15 protein-coding genes and 1 tRNA gene are annotated in these 16,448 nt (G+C 68.6%); 11 read left to right on the top strand and 5 right to left on the bottom strand.

The features are described from left to right. Together ACLF6J_RS02570 and ACLF6J_RS02565 are read left to right on the top strand one after the other, a co-directional pair. A partial coding sequence (locus tag ACLF6J_RS02570; protein WP_421076816.1) for a transketolase C-terminal domain-containing protein occupies nucleotides 1-421 on the top strand: 421 nt, incomplete at its 5' end. Next, nucleotides 418-1,776: a dihydrolipoamide acetyltransferase family protein gene (locus tag ACLF6J_RS02565; RefSeq protein ID WP_134353694.1), complete on the top strand. Its 1,359-nt coding sequence runs from the start codon at nucleotides 418-420 to the stop codon at nucleotides 1,774-1,776. The genes ACLF6J_RS02570 and ACLF6J_RS02565, both read left to right, overlap by 4 nt. On the opposite strand, the gene ACLF6J_RS02560 is transcribed toward ACLF6J_RS02565, so the two are convergent. Next, complete coding sequence (locus ACLF6J_RS02560; RefSeq protein WP_134353695.1) at nucleotides 1,769-2,377, bottom strand: TetR/AcrR family transcriptional regulator; 609 nt, start codon at nucleotides 2,375-2,377, stop codon at nucleotides 1,769-1,771. The two genes, ACLF6J_RS02565 and ACLF6J_RS02560, sit on opposite strands and share 8 nt — an antisense overlap. Before the next feature lie 112 nt (nucleotides 2,378-2,489). Between ACLF6J_RS02560 and ACLF6J_RS02555 the strand changes: the two genes are divergently transcribed. The 5 genes from ACLF6J_RS02555 to ACLF6J_RS02535 are packed head-to-tail and all read left to right on the top strand — an operon-like array spanning nucleotide 2,490 to nucleotide 8,424. Continuing rightward, nucleotides 2,490-4,043 (top strand): carboxyl transferase domain-containing protein, encoded by a 1,554-nt coding sequence (locus tag ACLF6J_RS02555; protein WP_131490999.1) that lies wholly within the window; start codon nucleotides 2,490-2,492, stop codon nucleotides 4,041-4,043. A 5-nt stretch (nucleotides 4,044-4,048) separates the two neighbouring features. Beyond that, entirely contained in the window at nucleotides 4,049-5,971 is a 1,923-nt protein-coding gene (locus tag ACLF6J_RS02550; RefSeq protein ID WP_134353696.1) for an acetyl/propionyl/methylcrotonyl-CoA carboxylase subunit alpha, read from the top strand. 2 nt (nucleotides 5,972-5,973) lie between these two features. After that, nucleotides 5,974-7,122, top strand: coding sequence for an acyl-CoA dehydrogenase family protein (locus tag ACLF6J_RS02545; RefSeq protein WP_134353697.1), 1,149 nt, complete (start codon nucleotides 5,974-5,976; stop codon nucleotides 7,120-7,122). A gap of 10 nt (nucleotides 7,123-7,132) precedes the next feature. Next, entirely contained in the window at nucleotides 7,133-7,621 is a 489-nt protein-coding gene (locus ACLF6J_RS02540; RefSeq protein ID WP_047519727.1) for a MaoC family dehydratase, read from the top strand. Then, nucleotides 7,618-8,424 (top strand): HpcH/HpaI aldolase/citrate lyase family protein, encoded by an 807-nt coding sequence (locus ACLF6J_RS02535; RefSeq protein ID WP_134353698.1) that lies wholly within the window; start codon nucleotides 7,618-7,620, stop codon nucleotides 8,422-8,424. The genes ACLF6J_RS02540 and ACLF6J_RS02535 overlap by 4 nt, the downstream gene beginning before the upstream one ends. A 20-nt stretch (nucleotides 8,425-8,444) precedes the next feature. On the opposite strand, the gene ACLF6J_RS02530 is transcribed toward ACLF6J_RS02535, so the two are convergent. Together ACLF6J_RS02530 and ACLF6J_RS02525 are read right to left on the bottom strand one after the other, a co-directional pair. Continuing rightward, entirely contained in the window at nucleotides 8,445-9,032 is a 588-nt protein-coding gene (locus ACLF6J_RS02530; RefSeq protein WP_134353699.1) for a histidine phosphatase family protein, read from the bottom strand. Next, nucleotides 9,029-9,868: a Sir2 family NAD-dependent protein deacetylase gene (locus ACLF6J_RS02525; RefSeq protein WP_134353700.1), complete on the bottom strand. Its 840-nt coding sequence runs from the start codon at nucleotides 9,866-9,868 to the stop codon at nucleotides 9,029-9,031. The genes ACLF6J_RS02530 and ACLF6J_RS02525 overlap by 4 nt, the downstream gene beginning before the upstream one ends. Before the next feature lie 98 nt (nucleotides 9,869-9,966). Between ACLF6J_RS02525 and ACLF6J_RS02520 the strand changes: the two genes are divergently transcribed. Next, the gene (locus tag ACLF6J_RS02520; RefSeq protein ID WP_047519725.1) at nucleotides 9,967-10,767 is read left to right on the top strand and encodes a TrmH family RNA methyltransferase; all 801 of its coding nucleotides are present in this window, start codon (nucleotides 9,967-9,969) and stop codon (nucleotides 10,765-10,767) included. A gap of 3 nt (nucleotides 10,768-10,770) precedes the next feature. On the opposite strand, the gene ACLF6J_RS02515 is transcribed toward ACLF6J_RS02520, so the two are convergent. Further along, nucleotides 10,771-11,598 (bottom strand): SGNH/GDSL hydrolase family protein, encoded by an 828-nt coding sequence (locus ACLF6J_RS02515; RefSeq protein WP_047519624.1) that lies wholly within the window; start codon nucleotides 11,596-11,598, stop codon nucleotides 10,771-10,773. 148 nt (nucleotides 11,599-11,746) lie between these two features. Here ACLF6J_RS02515 and ACLF6J_RS02510 point away from each other — a divergent pair, with 148 nt between their 5' ends. Together ACLF6J_RS02510 and ACLF6J_RS02505 are read left to right on the top strand one after the other, a co-directional pair. Next, complete coding sequence (locus ACLF6J_RS02510; RefSeq protein WP_052193259.1) at nucleotides 11,747-13,489, top strand: DEAD/DEAH box helicase; 1,743 nt, start codon at nucleotides 11,747-11,749, stop codon at nucleotides 13,487-13,489. A gap of 156 nt (nucleotides 13,490-13,645) precedes the next feature. Beyond that, entirely contained in the window at nucleotides 13,646-14,743 is a 1,098-nt protein-coding gene (locus ACLF6J_RS02505; RefSeq protein WP_047519620.1) for a VIT1/CCC1 transporter family protein, read from the top strand. 189 nt (nucleotides 14,744-14,932) lie between these two features. Here ACLF6J_RS02505 and ACLF6J_RS02500 read toward each other — a convergent pair. Then, nucleotides 14,933-15,015 (bottom strand) — tRNA-Leu (locus ACLF6J_RS02500). Nucleotides 15,016-15,126: 111 nt separating this feature from the next. On the opposite strand from ACLF6J_RS02500, the gene ACLF6J_RS02495 reads away from it, so the two are divergent. Next, the gene (locus tag ACLF6J_RS02495; protein ID WP_134353701.1) at nucleotides 15,127-16,422 is read left to right on the top strand and encodes a M20/M25/M40 family metallo-hydrolase; all 1,296 of its coding nucleotides are present in this window, start codon (nucleotides 15,127-15,129) and stop codon (nucleotides 16,420-16,422) included. The last annotated feature ends 26 nt before the right edge of the window (nucleotides 16,423-16,448 follow it).

Raw genomic sequence — 16,448 nt, 5'->3', positions numbered from 1 at the left:
GGCTTTTGTCTCCTTCCCCCCCCCCCCCGCGACGCTCATCACGTACGGAGCCATGGTGTCGACCGCGCTCCAGGCTGCCGAGGCTGCAGAAGACGAGGGCATCTCCCTGGAGGTCATCGATCTGCGCTCGCTCTCGCCGGTCGACTACGACTCGGTCGCCGCCTCCGTGCGGAAGACCGGACGAGTCGTCGTCGCCCACGAGGCCTCCCGTGAGGCCGGCGTCGCGGCCGAGGTGATCGCCAGCATCACCGAGCGCTGCTTCGAATACCTCGAGTCGGCGCCGCTGCGCGTCACCGGACACGACATCCCGTACCCGCCGGCGAAGCTCGAGAAGTACCACCTGCCCGACCTCGATCGCCTGCTCGACGCGGTCGATCGCGTGCTGGATCGGCCGAACAGCTTGACGGGAGCAGACGCATGAACGCCGAGTTCCGCCTTCCCGATCTCGGGGAAGGGCTCACCGAGGCCGAAGTGGTGTCCTGGCTGGTCTCTCCCGGCGACACGGTCACGCTCAACCAGACGCTCGCCGAGGTCGAGACCGCGAAAGCGATCGTGGAACTTCCCTCTCCCTATGCCGGAACGGTGGCGACGCTCCACGCCGAGGCCGGCGAGACCGTCGCCGTCGGAGCACCCCTGATCGACTTCGACGTGGTCGGCGACGAGAGCGGGCCGACTCCGGCCGCCGCATCGGGGGAGAAGGCCCAGCCCAACCTCGTCGGTTATGGAGCGGCACCCACGTCTGCGGGACGTCCAGCGCGACGTGCCCGGCGAGTCGGCGTCACCGCGACTGCGGTCGACACGGCGGTCCTCGAGGCGGCGCCGCATGATGCCACCTCGTCCGCGGCCGTCGAGGCCCCGATCGAGCGGCCGCGATCGACACCACCGGTGCGCGCCCATGCGAAACGTCTCGGGATCGATCTGGTGCTCGTCGCAGCCGAGGTGGGCGACCGCGTCGTCACCCGCGCGGACGTCGACGCCTATGCGGAGCGGGTCGGCGCCGTGGGGACAGGGGGCGAGGAAGACGCGGTGAGCGGATCGACCGTGCCGTCCAGTGCCGCAGCTCTCGGCGACGAACAGCGCGAGACGCGCATCCCGATCCGCGGTGTGCGCAGACACACGGCTGCGGCGATGGTGCAGAGCGCGTTCACGGCACCGCACGTCACCGTCTTCCACACGGTCGACGTGACCGGGACGATGGAACTCCTCGCCCGCCTCCGCGAAGACCGTTCGCTCGCCGAGCACCGCATCGGCCCGCTGACCGTCGTGGCGAAGGCGGTCTGCCTCGCGCTGGGGCGCACTCCTGGTCTGAACTCCCGGTGGGATGAGGCGGCCGGCGAGATCGTCCAGTACAACTACGTGGACCTCGGGATCGCCGCCGCGACGGATCGAGGCCTCATCGTCCCGATGATCAGGGACGCGGAACAGCTCACGCTGCTCGGCCTGGCGGATGCGGTGAAGTCGCTGGCCGAGGTCGCGCGCGCGGGAAAGACATCGCCCGCCGAGCTCGCGGGCGGCACGTTCTCGATCTCGAACATCGGCGTCTTCGGAGTCGATGCAGGCACGCCCATCCTCCCGCCGGGGCAGTCCGGGATCCTGGCGATCGGTGCTGTTCGGCGACAGCCGTGGGAGCACCGCGGCGAGATCGCGCTTCGTGACCTCATGACGCTCAGTCTCTCGTTCGACCACCGCTTGGTGGACGGCGCAGAAGGAGCGCGGTTCCTCAAGGACGTCGCCGACATCCTCGAGGAACCGGGAAGAGCGATGCTCCTCAGGTAGTCGCGCGCAGAGCGGCCTCCGCCATCGCGATCAGCACGGTCGCGGTGGCGGAGCGCTGCCTGGCAGCGGCGCGCGTGCTGTGAGGGGTGGAGTTGATGAGTCCGAAACACGCCTGGACACGGAGGCGCAGCTCGTCTTGGTCGACGCCGCCCTCGGCAGCCGCGTGCAACGGCGACAGCGCTGACATCCAGAGCTCGATGTAGGAACGCTGCAATCGGCGGACATCGGCGCGGTCGGAGTCGCTCAGATAAGCCAGGTCACGATCCTGCACCTGGATGACCTCGGCGTTGCCCAGAGCGAAGTCGACGTGGAAGCGGATCAACGCGCGCATCCGCTCGTCGGCGGTCGGAGCTTCCTCGGCGACGCGCTGACCCCCTCGGATGAGGTCCTCGCTGACCTTGACGAGAACTGCGCCCAGCAGGGCTTGCTTGCCCGCGAAGTGGCGGTAGACGGCGGGACCGGAGACGCCGACGGCTGCGCCGATGTCCTCCAGGCTCACGCCGCTGTACCCGCGCGCGGCGAAGAGCCGCGCGGCGGCGTGCAGGATCGCATCGGACCGTTCGGCCTTGGCGCGGTCTCGGGCGGTGACCGGGCTTGTCATCTCAGTTAATCCTCGCTAACCTGAAGCAACGGGTTAGTGAACACTAACCGAAAGTGCATGCACCGCGCCAGGGCTGTCGCCTGCGCGGACGTGGGTCGAGGAGGACATCACGATGCCCGCAACTCAGGAGTCACTCGCGCGGGAGCTGCGAGAACGCCTTGCGACGGCCGCGCTCGGCGGACCGGAGGCGTCCCGTGAACGCCATGTCTCCCGGGGGAAGCTCCTCCCGCGCGACCGTGTCGCACGGGTCCTCGACGAAGGTAGCCCCTTCCTGGAGGTGGCCCCGCTCGCGGCCGACGGTCTGTACGGGGGAGAGGCCCCGGGAGCAGGTGTGATCGCCGGCGTCGGTCTCGTCCACGGCCGTCACGTGATGGTCGTCTGCAACGACGCGACGGTGAAGGGAGGCACCTACTTCCCCCTCACCGTCAAGAAGCACCTGCGGGCCCAGGAGATCGCGCTCGAGAACCGTCTGCCGTGCCTCTACCTGGTCGACTCGGGAGGGGCATTCCTGCCGAAGCAGGACGAGGTGTTCCCGGACCGGGAGCATTTCGGCCGGATCTTCTTCAACCAGGCGCGCATGTCCGCGGAAGGTATCCCGCAGCTCGCCGCCGTGCTCGGCTCCTGCACGGCGGGTGGCGCCTACGTTCCCGCGATGAGTGACGAGACCGTGATCGTCAAGGGGCAGGGCACCATCTTCCTCGGCGGCCCACCGCTCGTGAAGGCCGCGATCGGCGAGGTCGTGACCGCGGAGGAGCTCGGCGGCGGTGAGTTGCACGCACGACGCAGCGGCGTGGTCGACCATCTCGCCGAAGACGATGAGCACGCACTCGAGATCCTTCGTGACATCGTCGCCACGCTTCCCCCGCCCGCAGCACCCGCGTGGGAAGTTGCCACCAGCCGGCCGCCGTCGGATCCGTCCAGTCTCTACGACGCGGTTCCGGTCGACGTCAACGCCGCCTACGACGTGCACGAGGTCATCGCGCGGCTGGTCGACGGCGATACCTTCCTCGAGTTCAAGCCCGAGTACGGCACGACTCTGATCACCGGCTTCGCCCGACTCCACGGGCATCCCGTCGGTGTCGTCGCGAACAACGGGGTGCTGTTCAGCGAGTCCGCGCTCAAGGGAGCGCACTTCATCGAGCTGTGCGACCAGCGGGGTATCCCTCTGCTCTTCCTGCAGAACATCACGGGATTCATGGTCGGCTCCGATGCCGAGGCCGGTGGTATCGCCAAGGACGGCGCGAAGATGGTGACAGCTGTCGCGAGTACGAGGGTGCCGAAGCTCACGGTCATCATCGGCGGATCCTTCGGGGCGGGCAACTACTCGATGTGCGGACGGGCCTACTCACCCCGCTTCCTCTGGACCTGGCCGGCCAGCCGCATCTCCGTGATGGGCGGGACGCAAGCGGCTTCGGTTCTCGCGACCGTCAAGGAAGACCAGCTCTCCGCGCGCGGCGAGAGCTGGAGCAGTGCCGAGCGCGCCGCCTTCGAGTCGCCGATCCGCGAACAGTATGAGCATCAGGGAGAGCCGTACTACGCGACTGCTCGACTGTGGGACGACGGCATCGTCGATCCCGCTCAGACCCGCGACCTCCTGGGCCTCGCCCTCGATGTCGTCGCCCGTAGTCCGCTGCCCGAACCGCGCTTCGGCGTCTTCCGGATGTGAGTGCCATGTCGTCGTCACCCGAGATCTCCTTCCACACCGTCCTCGTCGCCAACCGCGGCGAGATCGCCAGGCGCGTGATCCGCACCCTCCGCGCCCTCGGCATCCGCAGCGTCGCGGTGTACAGCGACGCCGATGCCTCGGCACCGCACGTGCGCGAGGCGGACGTCGCCGTGCGGATCGGTCCTGCACCGGCGGCGGAGTCGTACCTCGACATCGATGCCGTGATCGCCGCCGCCCGCAGCACCGGTGCCCAGGCCATCCACCCCGGCTACGGGTTCCTCTCCGAGAGCGTCGGACTCGCGGAGGCCTGCGCGGAGAGCGGCATCGTCTTCATCGGCCCCTCGGTGAAGGCTCTGCAGATCATGGGGGACAAAGCGCGCGCTCGTGACCATGTCCTGCGCTACGGCGTTCCCGTGGTCCCCGGCTTCGACGCCAAGGGCCTGTCCGATCTCGAGATCGCCGAGGAGGCGGAGCGTGTCGGGTACCCGCTGCTGGTGAAGCCCAGCGCCGGCGGCGGCGGCAAAGGCATGGAGGTCGTCGCCGACGCGAAGGGGCTTCCAGGTGCGCTCGCCTCCGCACGACGTGTGGCGGCCGCGGCGTTCGGGGACGATGCTCTGATCCTCGAACGCCTGATCAGGCGCCCTCGGCACATCGAGGTTCAGGTCTTCGGAGATGCGCACGGGACGGTCGTCGCGCTCGGCGAACGGGAATGCACGCTGCAGCGACGGCACCAGAAGGTCATCGAGGAGGCACCGTCCGCCGGCATCCCCGCACATACCCGGGAACAGCTGCTCGCGGCGGCCGTCCTCGCGGCTGAGAGTGTCGAGTACGTCGGCGCGGGCACCGTCGAGTTCCTCATCGACGCCGATGCTCCCGATGAGGTGTTCTTCATCGAGATGAACACCCGGCTGCAGGTGGAGCACCCGGTGACCGAGGAGGTCACCGGGCTCGATCTCGTCGCTCTTCAACTCCGTGCCGCGGATGGGCTTCCGCTCGCGATCGCACCACGTCTACGCGGTCACGCCGTGGAGGCCCGCGTGTACGCGGAGTCGCCGGAGCGCGGATTCCTCCCCTCGACCGGGACTGTTCTGCTGTTCGAGCCCCCCATCGGTGTCCGCGTCGACGCCGCGATCGAGACCGGAAGCGCGGTGACGGGTTACTACGACCCGATGATCGCGAAGGTTATCGCGTTCGCAGATGACCGTGCCACTGCTCTGGCTCGGCTCGATGAGGCGCTCGCCCGCACGGTCGTGCTGGGCGTCGAGACGAACATCGCGTTCCTCCGGGCCCTCTGTCAGGACGAGCGCGTCCTCGCCGGCGACCTCGACACGGGTCTCATCGACACCCTGCTTCCGTTCGACGCGGAAAGGCCTTCGTTGGCGCAGCTCACCGCGGCGCACGAGGCGGTTTCCGGGCACGCCGAGCCGGTGCGGACGAGCCCCCTGTGGCGTGAGCTTCCGGGGTGGCGCTTGGGGGCTGCCGAGGTGGCAGGCGCACCGTTCGTCGCACTCACGGACGCCGACGACGAGATCACGCTCACGGAGACGTCTCCCACCGGATCGCGCGAAGCGATCCATGCCGCCGTGGATGGCGATGGAGCCGTGTGGGTCGCCGAGGGCGGTCGCACCGTGCGCCTCCGGCCCCTCGACCGGAAGCAGCGGATGCTGCGACGACTGTCCGCGCGTGACGCGGGGGTTGCGGCGACGGAACCGGAAGGACGCGCCCCGATGCCGGGCAGCGTCGTCGCGGTGCACGTCGCGGACGGGGATCCGGTGTCCGCCGGTGATGCACTCGTCTCTATCGAGGCGATGAAGATGGAACACCCTGTGCTCGCACCCCACGACGGGGTGGTGCATCTGCTGGTCGCGGTCGGCGACCAGGTACGGCGCGACCAACCGGTCGCCCGTGTGACGACGGAGGAGAGCTGAACATGGAAGATCTGTCCGAGGAGGAGCGCGAGCTCGCCGCCATGGTGCGGGAGTTCGCCGACACCGTCGTCGCGCCGCAGGCCTACGAGGCCGACCGCTCGCACACGCTGTCGATGGATGTCGTGGCGCAGATGGGCGATCTCGGATTGTTCGGACTTCCGTTCCCGGAGGAGTACGGCGGCCAGGGCGGCGACTACATGGCGCTCGGCATCGCGATCGAGGCCCTCGGTCGCGTGGATCAGTCGATCGCGATCACACTCGAGGCAGGTGTCAGCCTGGGCGCGATGCCGATCTTCCGCTTCGGCACCGAGGAGCAGCGCCGCGAGCTGCTGCCGGATCTTCTCGCAGGACGAGCGTTGGCGGGTTTCGGTCTCACCGAGCCGGAAGCGGGAAGCGATGCCGGTGCCACCAGGACCACGGCCCGACTCGACGGTGACGAATGGGTCATCGACGGCTCGAAGCAGTTCATCACCAACTCGGGCACGCCCATCACGCGCTTCGTGACCGTCACCGCCGTCACGGGGAACGAGAACGGTCGCAAGGAGATCTCCACGATCATCGTCCCCAATGGCACGCCGGGGTTCACGGTCGAGGCACCGTACGACAAGGTGGGCTGGAACGCGTCCGACACGCATCCACTGACCTTCGACGGTGCCCGGGTGCCCGCATCGAACCTGCTGGGTGAGCGGGGAACGGGCTTCCGCAGCTTCCTGAGCATCCTCGACGAAGGGCGCATCGCGATCGCGGCGCTGTCGACCGGTGCAGCCGAGGGGTGTCTGGAGGCCGCTGTCGAGTACGCCCAGAGCCGCACCATCTTCGGCGCCGCGCTGAGCACTCGGCAGAACGCGCAGTTCACGCTGGCACGGATGCGTGCGCGGGTGCACACCGCCCGACTCGCCTGGCACCACGCCGCCAGGCTGCGGGATGCGGGCAAGCCCTTCGCCGAGGCGGCGGCGATCGCCAAGCTCGTCGGCGGCGAAGCCGCGATGGACAATGCCAGGGATGCGACCCAGATCTTCGGAGGGAACGGGTTCATGAACGAGTTCCCCGTGGCGCGTCACTACCGCGACTCGAAGATCCTCGAGATCGGCGAGGGCACCACCGAAGTACAGCTCCTCGTGATCGCGCGGGGTCTCGGGCTCGCCGGGTAGCGTGGCCGGTATGACCACGCACGACATCCTCCAGCGGGGGCTGTACTACGAGGAGTTCGAGATCGACGCCCGTTACCTGCACCGTCCGGGGCGTACGGCGACCGAGGCCGACAACGTTCTCTTCACGACACTGACCATGAACACGCAGGCGCTCCATCTCGATGCGGCGTTCGCCGATGCGCAGGATCCGTTCCACGCGCGGCTGATGAACTCGATGTGGACCCTCTCGACGATGGTGGGCTCCTCGGTCGCCCAGTTGACGCAGGGGACCCTCGTGGCACAACTCGGCTTCGGTGACGTGGCATTCCCGCATCCGCTGTTCGCCGGCGACACGCTCTATACCGAGAGCGTCATCGTGGAGAAGCGGCTGTCCTCATCGCGACCGGGGCAGGGCATCGTGAAGATCGCGCACACCGGACGCAACCAGGATGGGACGGTCGTCGCCACCGCCGTGCGCTCTGTGCTCGTGCACTGCCTTCCGGAAGGAGCCACGGCGTGAATTTCGACCTCGGGCCCGCTTTGCTGTTCTGCCCCGCCGATCGCCCTGAGCGCTTCCAGAAGGCCTCTGAGCGAGCCGATGCCGTCATCCTCGACCTCGAGGATGCCGTGCTCCCGGATGCGAAGGATGCCGCGCGCCGGAACGTGATCGCCGCCGACATCGATCCTGACCGCGTGATCGTGCGGGTCAACGCCCCGGACACTGATGCCTTCATAGCCGACCTCTCGGCGCTGGCGCAGACCGACTTTCGCACCGTGATGGTCGCGAAGACGGAGAGCGCGGAGAGCCTGGCGGCATTCGATGAGCGCTACTCGCTGATCGCCCTCTGCGAGACCGCCCGTGGCGTCCACGCGGCGGACCGCATCGCCGCGCACCCGACGGTGTCCGCGATGATGTGGGGCGCCGAGGACCTCGTCGCCTCGCTCGGAGGGACCTCGTCACGGAACGCCGACGGAGGCTATCGCGACATCGCTCGGTACGCTCGCGCGCGTGTTCTCCTCGAGGCGGGCGCACACGGCAAGGCGGCCATCGACGCCGTGCACATCGATCTCGACGATTCGGACGGCCTTCAGCGGGAGGCGCGGGATGCCGCCGCCTCCGGTTTCCGCGCGACCGCCTGCATCCACCCGAGTCAGGTCGAGCTCATCCGTGCCGCCTACCGGCCCGATGACACGAGCATCGACTGGGCGCGTGCGGTGCTCGCAGCCGCCGAGAGCGAACGCGGTGTGTTCCGATTCGAAGGACGCATGATCGACGAACCCGTGCTTCGCCACGCGCGCTCCGTCGTCTCCCGCGCACGCTGACAGCGCGCGCGAGGATCAGCTCAGAGGACCGGTGACTCCTCCAGCAGGCGCAGGTACCCGGGGGCCGCGACGAAGTGGTGCACGGAGCCGTTGCGCAGGACATCGCCTTCACGGGGGAGCGTGCCACCGGAGACGTGGTCGATCACCGCGCGGATCACGCCGCCGTGCGCGACGACCAGAACGGACTCCGCCTGCGGAGCCGAACGGCGCCGCGCTTCGCGGTCGATCGCGTGGAGCGCGGCGATGGCGCGCACACCCACCTCGTGCAGCGTCTCCGCACCCGGCACCTCGGCGTGCCAGTCTCCGTAGGTGCGGATGTAGTCCTCGACGAGCAGCCCTTCGCCGTCGCCGAATTCACGCTCGCGGATGTCCGGGACGACGGCGGCGAGCTCCAGTCCGAGCCTGTCCGCGATGATCTCCGCCGTCTCCCTAGCCCGAAGCAGCGGACTCGAGTACACGGCGTGATGGGTCGTGCCCGCGAGCTTCTCCGCAGCCCAACGCGCGTCTTCCCGACCGGTCTCGTTCAGCGGGATGTCGGTCGATCCCTGGATGCGCCGCGCGAGGTTCCAGTCGGTCTGGCCATGGCGGACGAGCGTGAGGTAGGTCACGTGAGGAGCTCCTGGAGTGCGGGGAGCACGTCGCTGGTACCTGCGGCGATGGTGAGATCGGCCCAGGTGTCCGCACGCGTCGGCTCCCGGTTGACGATGATGAGGGGGATGCTGCGGCGGCGGGCGCGCTCGACGAGGCGCACCCCTGAGTTGACCACCAGCGACGAGCCGGCGACGATCAGAGCGGAGCTGGAGCGGAGCAGCGACTCGGCCGCGCGGAAGCGGTCCTGCGGCACGTACTCGCCGAAGAAGACCACATCCGGCTTCAGCATCCCGTCGCACACCGTGCACACCGGAACGATGAAGCCGTCCGTGCTCTCGGGGAGGACGTCGCCGTCCGGCGCGAGAGCGATGTTCTCGGGGACGGTGATCCAGGGATTGCGTTCCTCGATCTGCACGGCGATGTCGCGGCGATCGAAGACCTGGCCGCAGTGCAGGCAGAGCACCCGGCGCATCGTGCCGTGCACCTCGATCACGTGGGAGCTTCCGGCACGCAGATGCAGTCCGTCGACGTTCTGGGTGATGATCCCGGACACTTTGCCGGCGGCTTCGAGTCGAGCAAGAGCTGTGTGCCCGGGGTTGGGGGCGGCACTGGCGAAGGCACGCCAGCCCAGATGCCCGCCCACCCAGTAGCGTCGCCGCGCCGCTTCGTCGCCGAGATAGGTCTGGATCGTCATCGGGTCGCTGCGCGTTCGGGCTCCCTCGCCGCGGTAGGCGGGGATGCCCGAGTCGGTGGAGATGCCTGCTCCGGTCAGGAGGGCGATGCGCTTGCCGTGCAGCAGCTCTGCGGCGTAGGCGACGGTGGCCGACAGCTCGGCGGTGTTCGACACGCTCACGGGGACCTCCTCGAGCGAGTCTACGGTGTGGCGTCGACGGGGGATCGCGCGAGACGCCCCGTGCGCGCGTCGAGCGCGGCGGTGGCAGAGTGGGAGTCGTGCAACTGTTCCCGGTGACCGACGTCCACGATCCACGCCTCGACGACTACCGCGGGCTCACGGACACGGCTCTCAGAGCAATGAACGAACCGGCGGGCGGGCTGTACATCGCGGAATCGACGAAGGTCATCGCCCGGGCGATCGCCGCCGGACACCTTCCGCGCTCCGTCCTGGTGCAGGAGCGCCGGGTGGAGGACATCCGTGCGATCGTCGGTGACTTCGACGTGCCGGTGTACGTCGTCCCCGACGAGGTCGCCGAGGCCGTCACCGGCTTCGCCGTGCATCGCGGGACGATCGCGTCGATGCACCGCCCGGAGCTGCCGTCCGTTCGCACGGTGCTGGAAGGGGCGACGCTCGTCCTCATCCTGGAGAACATCGGCGATCACACGAACGTGGGGGCGGCCTTCCGGGCGGCGGCCGGACTGGGCGCCGATGCCGTCCTGGTGTCGCCGGGTGGCGCGGATCCGCTGTACCGGCGGAGCGTCCGAGTCAGCATGGGAACGGTGTTCCAGGTGCCGTGGACACGCATCGTCGACTGGGGCTCCGCGGTCGAGGACCTCCACGCCGCCGGGTTCGACATCGCTGCGCTCGCCTTGCGCGATGATGCCGTGTCGCTCGATGCGTACGCAGCCGCACGGCCGGAGCGCGTCGCACTCGTGATGGGCTCCGAGGGGGATGGTCTCTCCCGGACGGCGCTCGACGCGGCCGATCACATCGTCACGATCCCGATGAGCGGGGGAGTGGACTCGCTGAACGTGGCATCGGCGGCCGCGGTCGCGCTCTGGGCGATGCAGCGCTGAAGCTCAGTCCCTTTCGGGCAGCACGACCGGCGAGGGCTCGGGCCGCTTGGCGGCGATGTTGTCGCCGGATGACTGGTGCCGCAGCCGACGGAGCACCCACGGGACCAGATGCTCCCGCGCCCATCCGAGGTCTTCCGACCGCGCCTCCCGCCAGGTCCGCAGCGGGAAGGGCTCGGGCTGCATGGACTCGAGATCGTTCGGGACGTTGAGGGCGCGCAGCACCATCCGGGCGACTTCGTGGTGGCCGAGTGCGTTGTAGTGGAGGCGGTCGTCGTCGAAGAAGCGCATGTCCTGCACGACCTTGAGCGCCCACTGGTCGGCGACGATGCAGTCGTGGCGCTCGGCGATCGCACGGACGTTCTCGTTGTAGATCGCGACCTTCCCTCGGAAGGCGCGGAACACCGGCGTGAAGCCGGTGTCGATACCGGTGAAGAGCAGCACTGCCGCCCCCGTCGAAGCGAGGCGGGCGACGGCGTCGTCGAGTTGGCTGGCGATCGCGTCCGGATCGGTGCCCGGGCGGATCACGTCGTTGCCGCCGGCGCAGATGGACACGAGGTCCGGGCGCAGCGCCACCGCGGGCTCGATCTGGTCGGCGACGATCTGCGCGATCAGCTTGCCGCGCACCGCGAGGTTCGCATAAGCGAAGTCGTCGACCTGCGCGGCGAGGACTTCGGCGACGCGGTCAGCCCAGCCGCGGTGGCTTCCCGGATGTGCCGGATCGGGGTCGCCGATCCCCTCGGTGAACGAGTCGCCGAGTGCCACGAACCGGCGCCACGGATGCGCCGTCTCGTTGGGTACATAGGGGGTCCGAGTCGAATCCTGGTCGGTCATCCAGCTCTCCTTCGCGAACGTTCCGCGGAGCGGCGGTGGCCGCAGCGCAGTGACAGATCCTACCCCGAGGGACCGACCGATGGGCGGGGCGCGCGCGGGGAGTGCGGCGGGTGACGCAGTGTCGTCGGCAACGATTATCGTGGAGTCGATGCTCTCTCCGTCCTTTCCTCAGCGTGCCCCATGGGGAACCGCGAGCAAGCTGCGCGCCTGGCAGCAGGAAGCGCTGGACCAGTACTTCCGCGACGACCAACGGGACTTCCTCGTCGCGGCCACACCCGGTGCCGGCAAGACCACCTTCGCCTTGACTCTCGCGGTCGAGCTGATGCGCATGGGCGAGGTCAATCGGATCATCGTCGTCGCGCCGACCGAGCACCTCAAGACGCAGTGGGCGGATGCCGCGTCGCGGGTGCACATCCGCCTCGATCCTCGGTTCCGCAACAGCGACTGGGCACCGGCGCGGCACTATCACGGTGCCGTCGTGACCTACGCACAGGTCGCGGCGAAGTCCTCCGTGCATCGGCATCTGACGGAAGACGCGAAGACCCTCGTGATCCTCGACGAAGTGCATCACGGCGGGGATGCGTTGAGCTGGGGAGACGCCATCCGCGATGCGTACGGCCCCGCGAAGCGGCGTCTGCTGTTGTCGGGGACCCCGTTCCGAAGCGATACGGCACCGATCCCGTTCGTCGAGTACCACCCCGACGAGTCCGGTGCGCGCGTCTCACGCACCGACTACAACTACGGCTACGGGCGGGCGTTGGCGGACGGCGTCGTGCGGCCGGTGCTGTTCCACATGTATGCCGGAAAGATGCGCTGGCGCACGACCACGGGCGACGAGCTCGAGACGCATCTCGGTCAGGACAACACGAAGGATGTGACGTCGCAGGCCTGGCGCACGGCACTCGATCCCGAGGGCGACTGGATGCCCGCGGTGCTGTCCGCGGCGGACCGACGCCTCACCGAGATCCGCCACCACGTTCCCGATGCCGGCGGGCTCGTCCTCGCCACGGATCAGACGGTCGCGCGCGCCTACGCGAAGATCCTCCACAGCATCACACGTCAGCAGCCGACGATCGTGCTCTCCGACGACGCCACGGCCTCCGAACGCATCGAGAAGTTCAGCGCGAGCACGGACCGGTGGATGGTCGCCGTGCGCATGGTCTCGGAAGGCGTCGATGTGCCGCGGCTCGCTGTCGGCGTGTACGCCACCTCCTCCTCGACGCCTCTGTTCTTCGCGCAGGCCATCGGTCGGTTCGTGCGAGCCCGCCGTCGCGGTGAGGCCGCCAGTGTGTTCCTGCCGCAGGTGCCTGTGCTCATGGGCCTGGCGAACGAGATGGACAAACAGCGCGATCACGCGCTCGACCGTCAGTCGAAAGAAGAAGACGGTCTCGATGATTCGTTGCTCGAGAGCGCGAACCGGGAAGAGGAGACCTCTGACGCGCTGACGCAGGAGTTCAGCTATCAGGCGCTCTCCTCGGTCGCCCACTTCGATCGGGTCGTGTTCGAGGGCCAGGAGTTCGGTCAGCTGGCCGAGCCGGGCACGCCGGAGGAAGAGGAGTTCATCGGATTCCCCGGGCTCCTCGAACCCGAGCACGTGCATGAGCTGCTCATGCAGCGACAATCGCGGCAATCCCGGTTGCGGGAGGCTCGGGAGGCCTCCGCGGGCCCTGCCGAGACGACGACGCTGCCCCCGCCGCTTCACCGCACCCTGAAGGAGCAGCGACAGCTGTTGAACAGCCTCGTCGGCCTGTACGCCCGGCAGAAGGGCGAACCGCACGGCGCGGTGCATGCCGAACTCCGGCGGATCTGCGGAGGCCCCGCGGTCGCGCAAGCCACGGTGACGCAGCTGCAGTCGCGCATCGAGGTCCTGCGCAAGCGCGTGCGCTCCTGAGCTGAGCGATCGGTGCGTGTCGGACGCGACCTCGTGCCGCCCGATTCGGATCCCCGAAATGCTGTCAATCCGCGTCTGAGCGAGGTGTCGGCGGGGCGGTCCGGATAGCGTGGAACGGTTGCCCGCGCCCCGGGCACTGCCCGTTCTGGAGGATCCATGACAGCGCCCGCTGCCGACACCCCGACCCCCGCCGACCGTCGGCGCTGGGCCCGCTATCTCGTCGAGGAGCGGGCTGAGGGCTCCGTCTATCAGAAGCTCGCAGCCCGACGCACGGGAGAGGAGCGGGAGATCCTGCTCAGCCTCGCTGACGCGGAACGTCGACACGAGCAGCACTGGCTCGACCTGCTCGGCGCGGAGCCCGAGAAGCTCCCCCGGGCGGGCGTCAGGTCGAGGATGCTCGGCTGGATGGCCGGTCGGTTCGGATCGATCTTCGTGCTGGCCCTTGCGCAGAACGCCGAAGCGCGTTCGCCGTATGACTCCGAGCAGTATGCGACGCCGGCGATGCGCGCCGACGAGAAGGTCCACTATGAGGTCGTCCGTGGGCTCGCGGCTCGAGGCCGACGGCGCCTCTCCGGCTCGTTTCGCGCTGCCGTCTTCGGTGCCAACGACGGCCTCGTGAGCAATCTCGCTCTCGTGCTCGGCATCGGTGCGACCGGGGTCAGCTCGGGATTCGTCCTGTTCAGCGGCATCGCCGGCCTCCTCGCCGGTGCCCTGTCGATGGGCGCGGGAGAGTTCGTGTCCGTGCGGTCGCAGCGCGAGTTGCTCGCAGCCACCGCCGCCAACGACGATGCCACGGCGTCCGCGGGAGACCTCGACATCGACGAGAACGAACTGGCGCTCGTCTATCGCGCGCGCGGCATGGAACAGGAGGAGTCGCTGGCTCGCGCTCGGCGTATCGTCACCGCCGCGCAGGCCGGGGTACGCGGAGCCGCGACCGGTCCGATCAACGCCCAGCGCGCGGACGACCATGAGATCGTCGGCAGCGATTGGACTGCGGCGGTCTCGAGCTTCCTGCTGTTCGCCTCCGGCGCGATCATCCCCGTGCTGCCGTGGATCTTCGGGCTGGAAGGGACCAACGCGATCGTCGTCGCGCTGGTGCTGGTCGGCATCGCGCTGCTGAGCACCGGCGCCATGGTCGGGGTGCTCTCGGGCGGACCGCCCTTGCGGCGCGCACTCCGTCAGCTCGCGATCGGCTTCGGAGCGGCAGCGATCACGTATGTGCTCGGCGTGCTCTTCGGCGTCGGGGCAGTCTGACCGATCCGGGCGCGGAGATCGTGATCGTCAGAGCGCCGTCCTCGTCACGGATGATGCCCGGGGTGCGGTCTCCGATGGAGTAACCCGCGATCGGATCGTCGACCAGGTAGCGACCACGATCGAACCGGAACGGGAACGAAGAAGCCCCGGAGCATTCCTGGCGAACCAGTCATGCTCCGGGGCTGTCTGTGCGCGGAGGGGGACTTGAACCCCCACGCCCTTACGGGCACTACGACCTCAACGTAGCGCGTCTACCATTCCGCCACCCGCGCAGGTGTTGGATGATCGTTGCCGACCGAAGAATGACATTACCACGTCCTCAGCGGGCACTCGAACCGAACCATACGCCCGGGCGTGGCGCGTGGTTTCGATAGCCTGGAGCCATGACCGATCCGTCTCTTCCGGAGGTCGCGCGCGTCGCGAGCGACCTGATCCGCTTCGACACATCCAACTTCGGCGGAGGGAACGCGAAGGGCGAACGCGAGGCCGCGGAGTACGTCGGGTCCTACCTGGAATCGTTGGGGCTCGAGGTCGAGTACTACGAACCCGTTGCGCGGCGCACCAACGTGATGGCGCGGGTGCCCGGGCGCGACCGCGACAAGCCTGCACTGGTCGTTCATGGGCACCTCGACGTCGTGCCGGCCATGGCCGAGGACTGGAGTGTCGACCCCTTCGCCGGCATCGTGCAGGACGGCATGCTGTGGGGGCGCGGCGCCGTCGACATGAAGAACATGAACGCGATGATCCTCACCGCAGTCGCCGACATCCTCCGCGCCGGAGAACGCCCGGAGCGCGATCTGGTGCTGGCCTTCTTCGCTGACGAGGAGAACGGCGGTGTCGAAGGGTCGACGCTCGTCGTGCAGAACCGACCCGAGTGGTTCGCCGGGGCGACGGCGGCGATCAGCGAAGTCGGTGGCTACTCGATCACGGTGGACGACCGTCGGGCGTACCTGCTGCAAGTCGGCGAGAAGGCCCTGATCTGGATCCGTCTGGTCGCGAAGGGTCGCGCGGGACACGGGAGTCGCCTGCACGACGACAACGCGGTCACGAAGCTCGCCGAGGCGGTGGCGGCGATCGGTCGCACCCGGTGGCCGATCCGCCTGACGCCGACCACGACGGCGCTACTCGAAGGGCTCAGCGCGCTGAGCGGACGCAGCGTGGACGACCCCGACGCCCTCGCGGAAGCCGCGGGACCTGCCGAGGCGTTCCTGCGTTCCTCGTTCCGGACCACCACGAACCCCACGGTCCTCAGCGCGGGATACAAGCACAACGTGATTCCCGAGCGCGCGGAGGCGCTCATCGATGTCCGCGTGATCCCCGGGACCGAGGACGACGTGCTCGCCGAGCTTCAGAGCATCGTGGGGGACGACATCGAGATCGAGACGGTCGTGCGAGACATCGGCATGGAGACCCCGTTCGAAGGCGAACTGGTCGAGGCGATGGTCGCGAGCATCGGGCGTCACGACCCGGGCATCCCGGTGATCCCGTACCTCCTGGGTGCGGGCACCGACAACAAGGCACTGGCCTACCTCGGGATCACGGGGTACGGATTCGCACCGCTGAAACTCCCCGCCGATCTCGACTTCACAGGGATGTTCCACGGAGTAGACGAACGAGTGCCCGTAGAATCGCTTGTCTTCGGCCAGCGTGTGCTGGCCGATCTGCTGCGCACGTACTGAGCGCCGGCCGCTCCGTGCCGCGATAA

Source organism: Microbacterium sp. IO18 (genome assembly GCF_049099505.1).
Classification (GTDB): Bacteria; Actinomycetota; Actinomycetes; order Actinomycetales; family Microbacteriaceae; genus Microbacterium; species Microbacterium aurugineum.
This window is presented reverse-complemented; position numbering and strand designations above follow the sequence as displayed.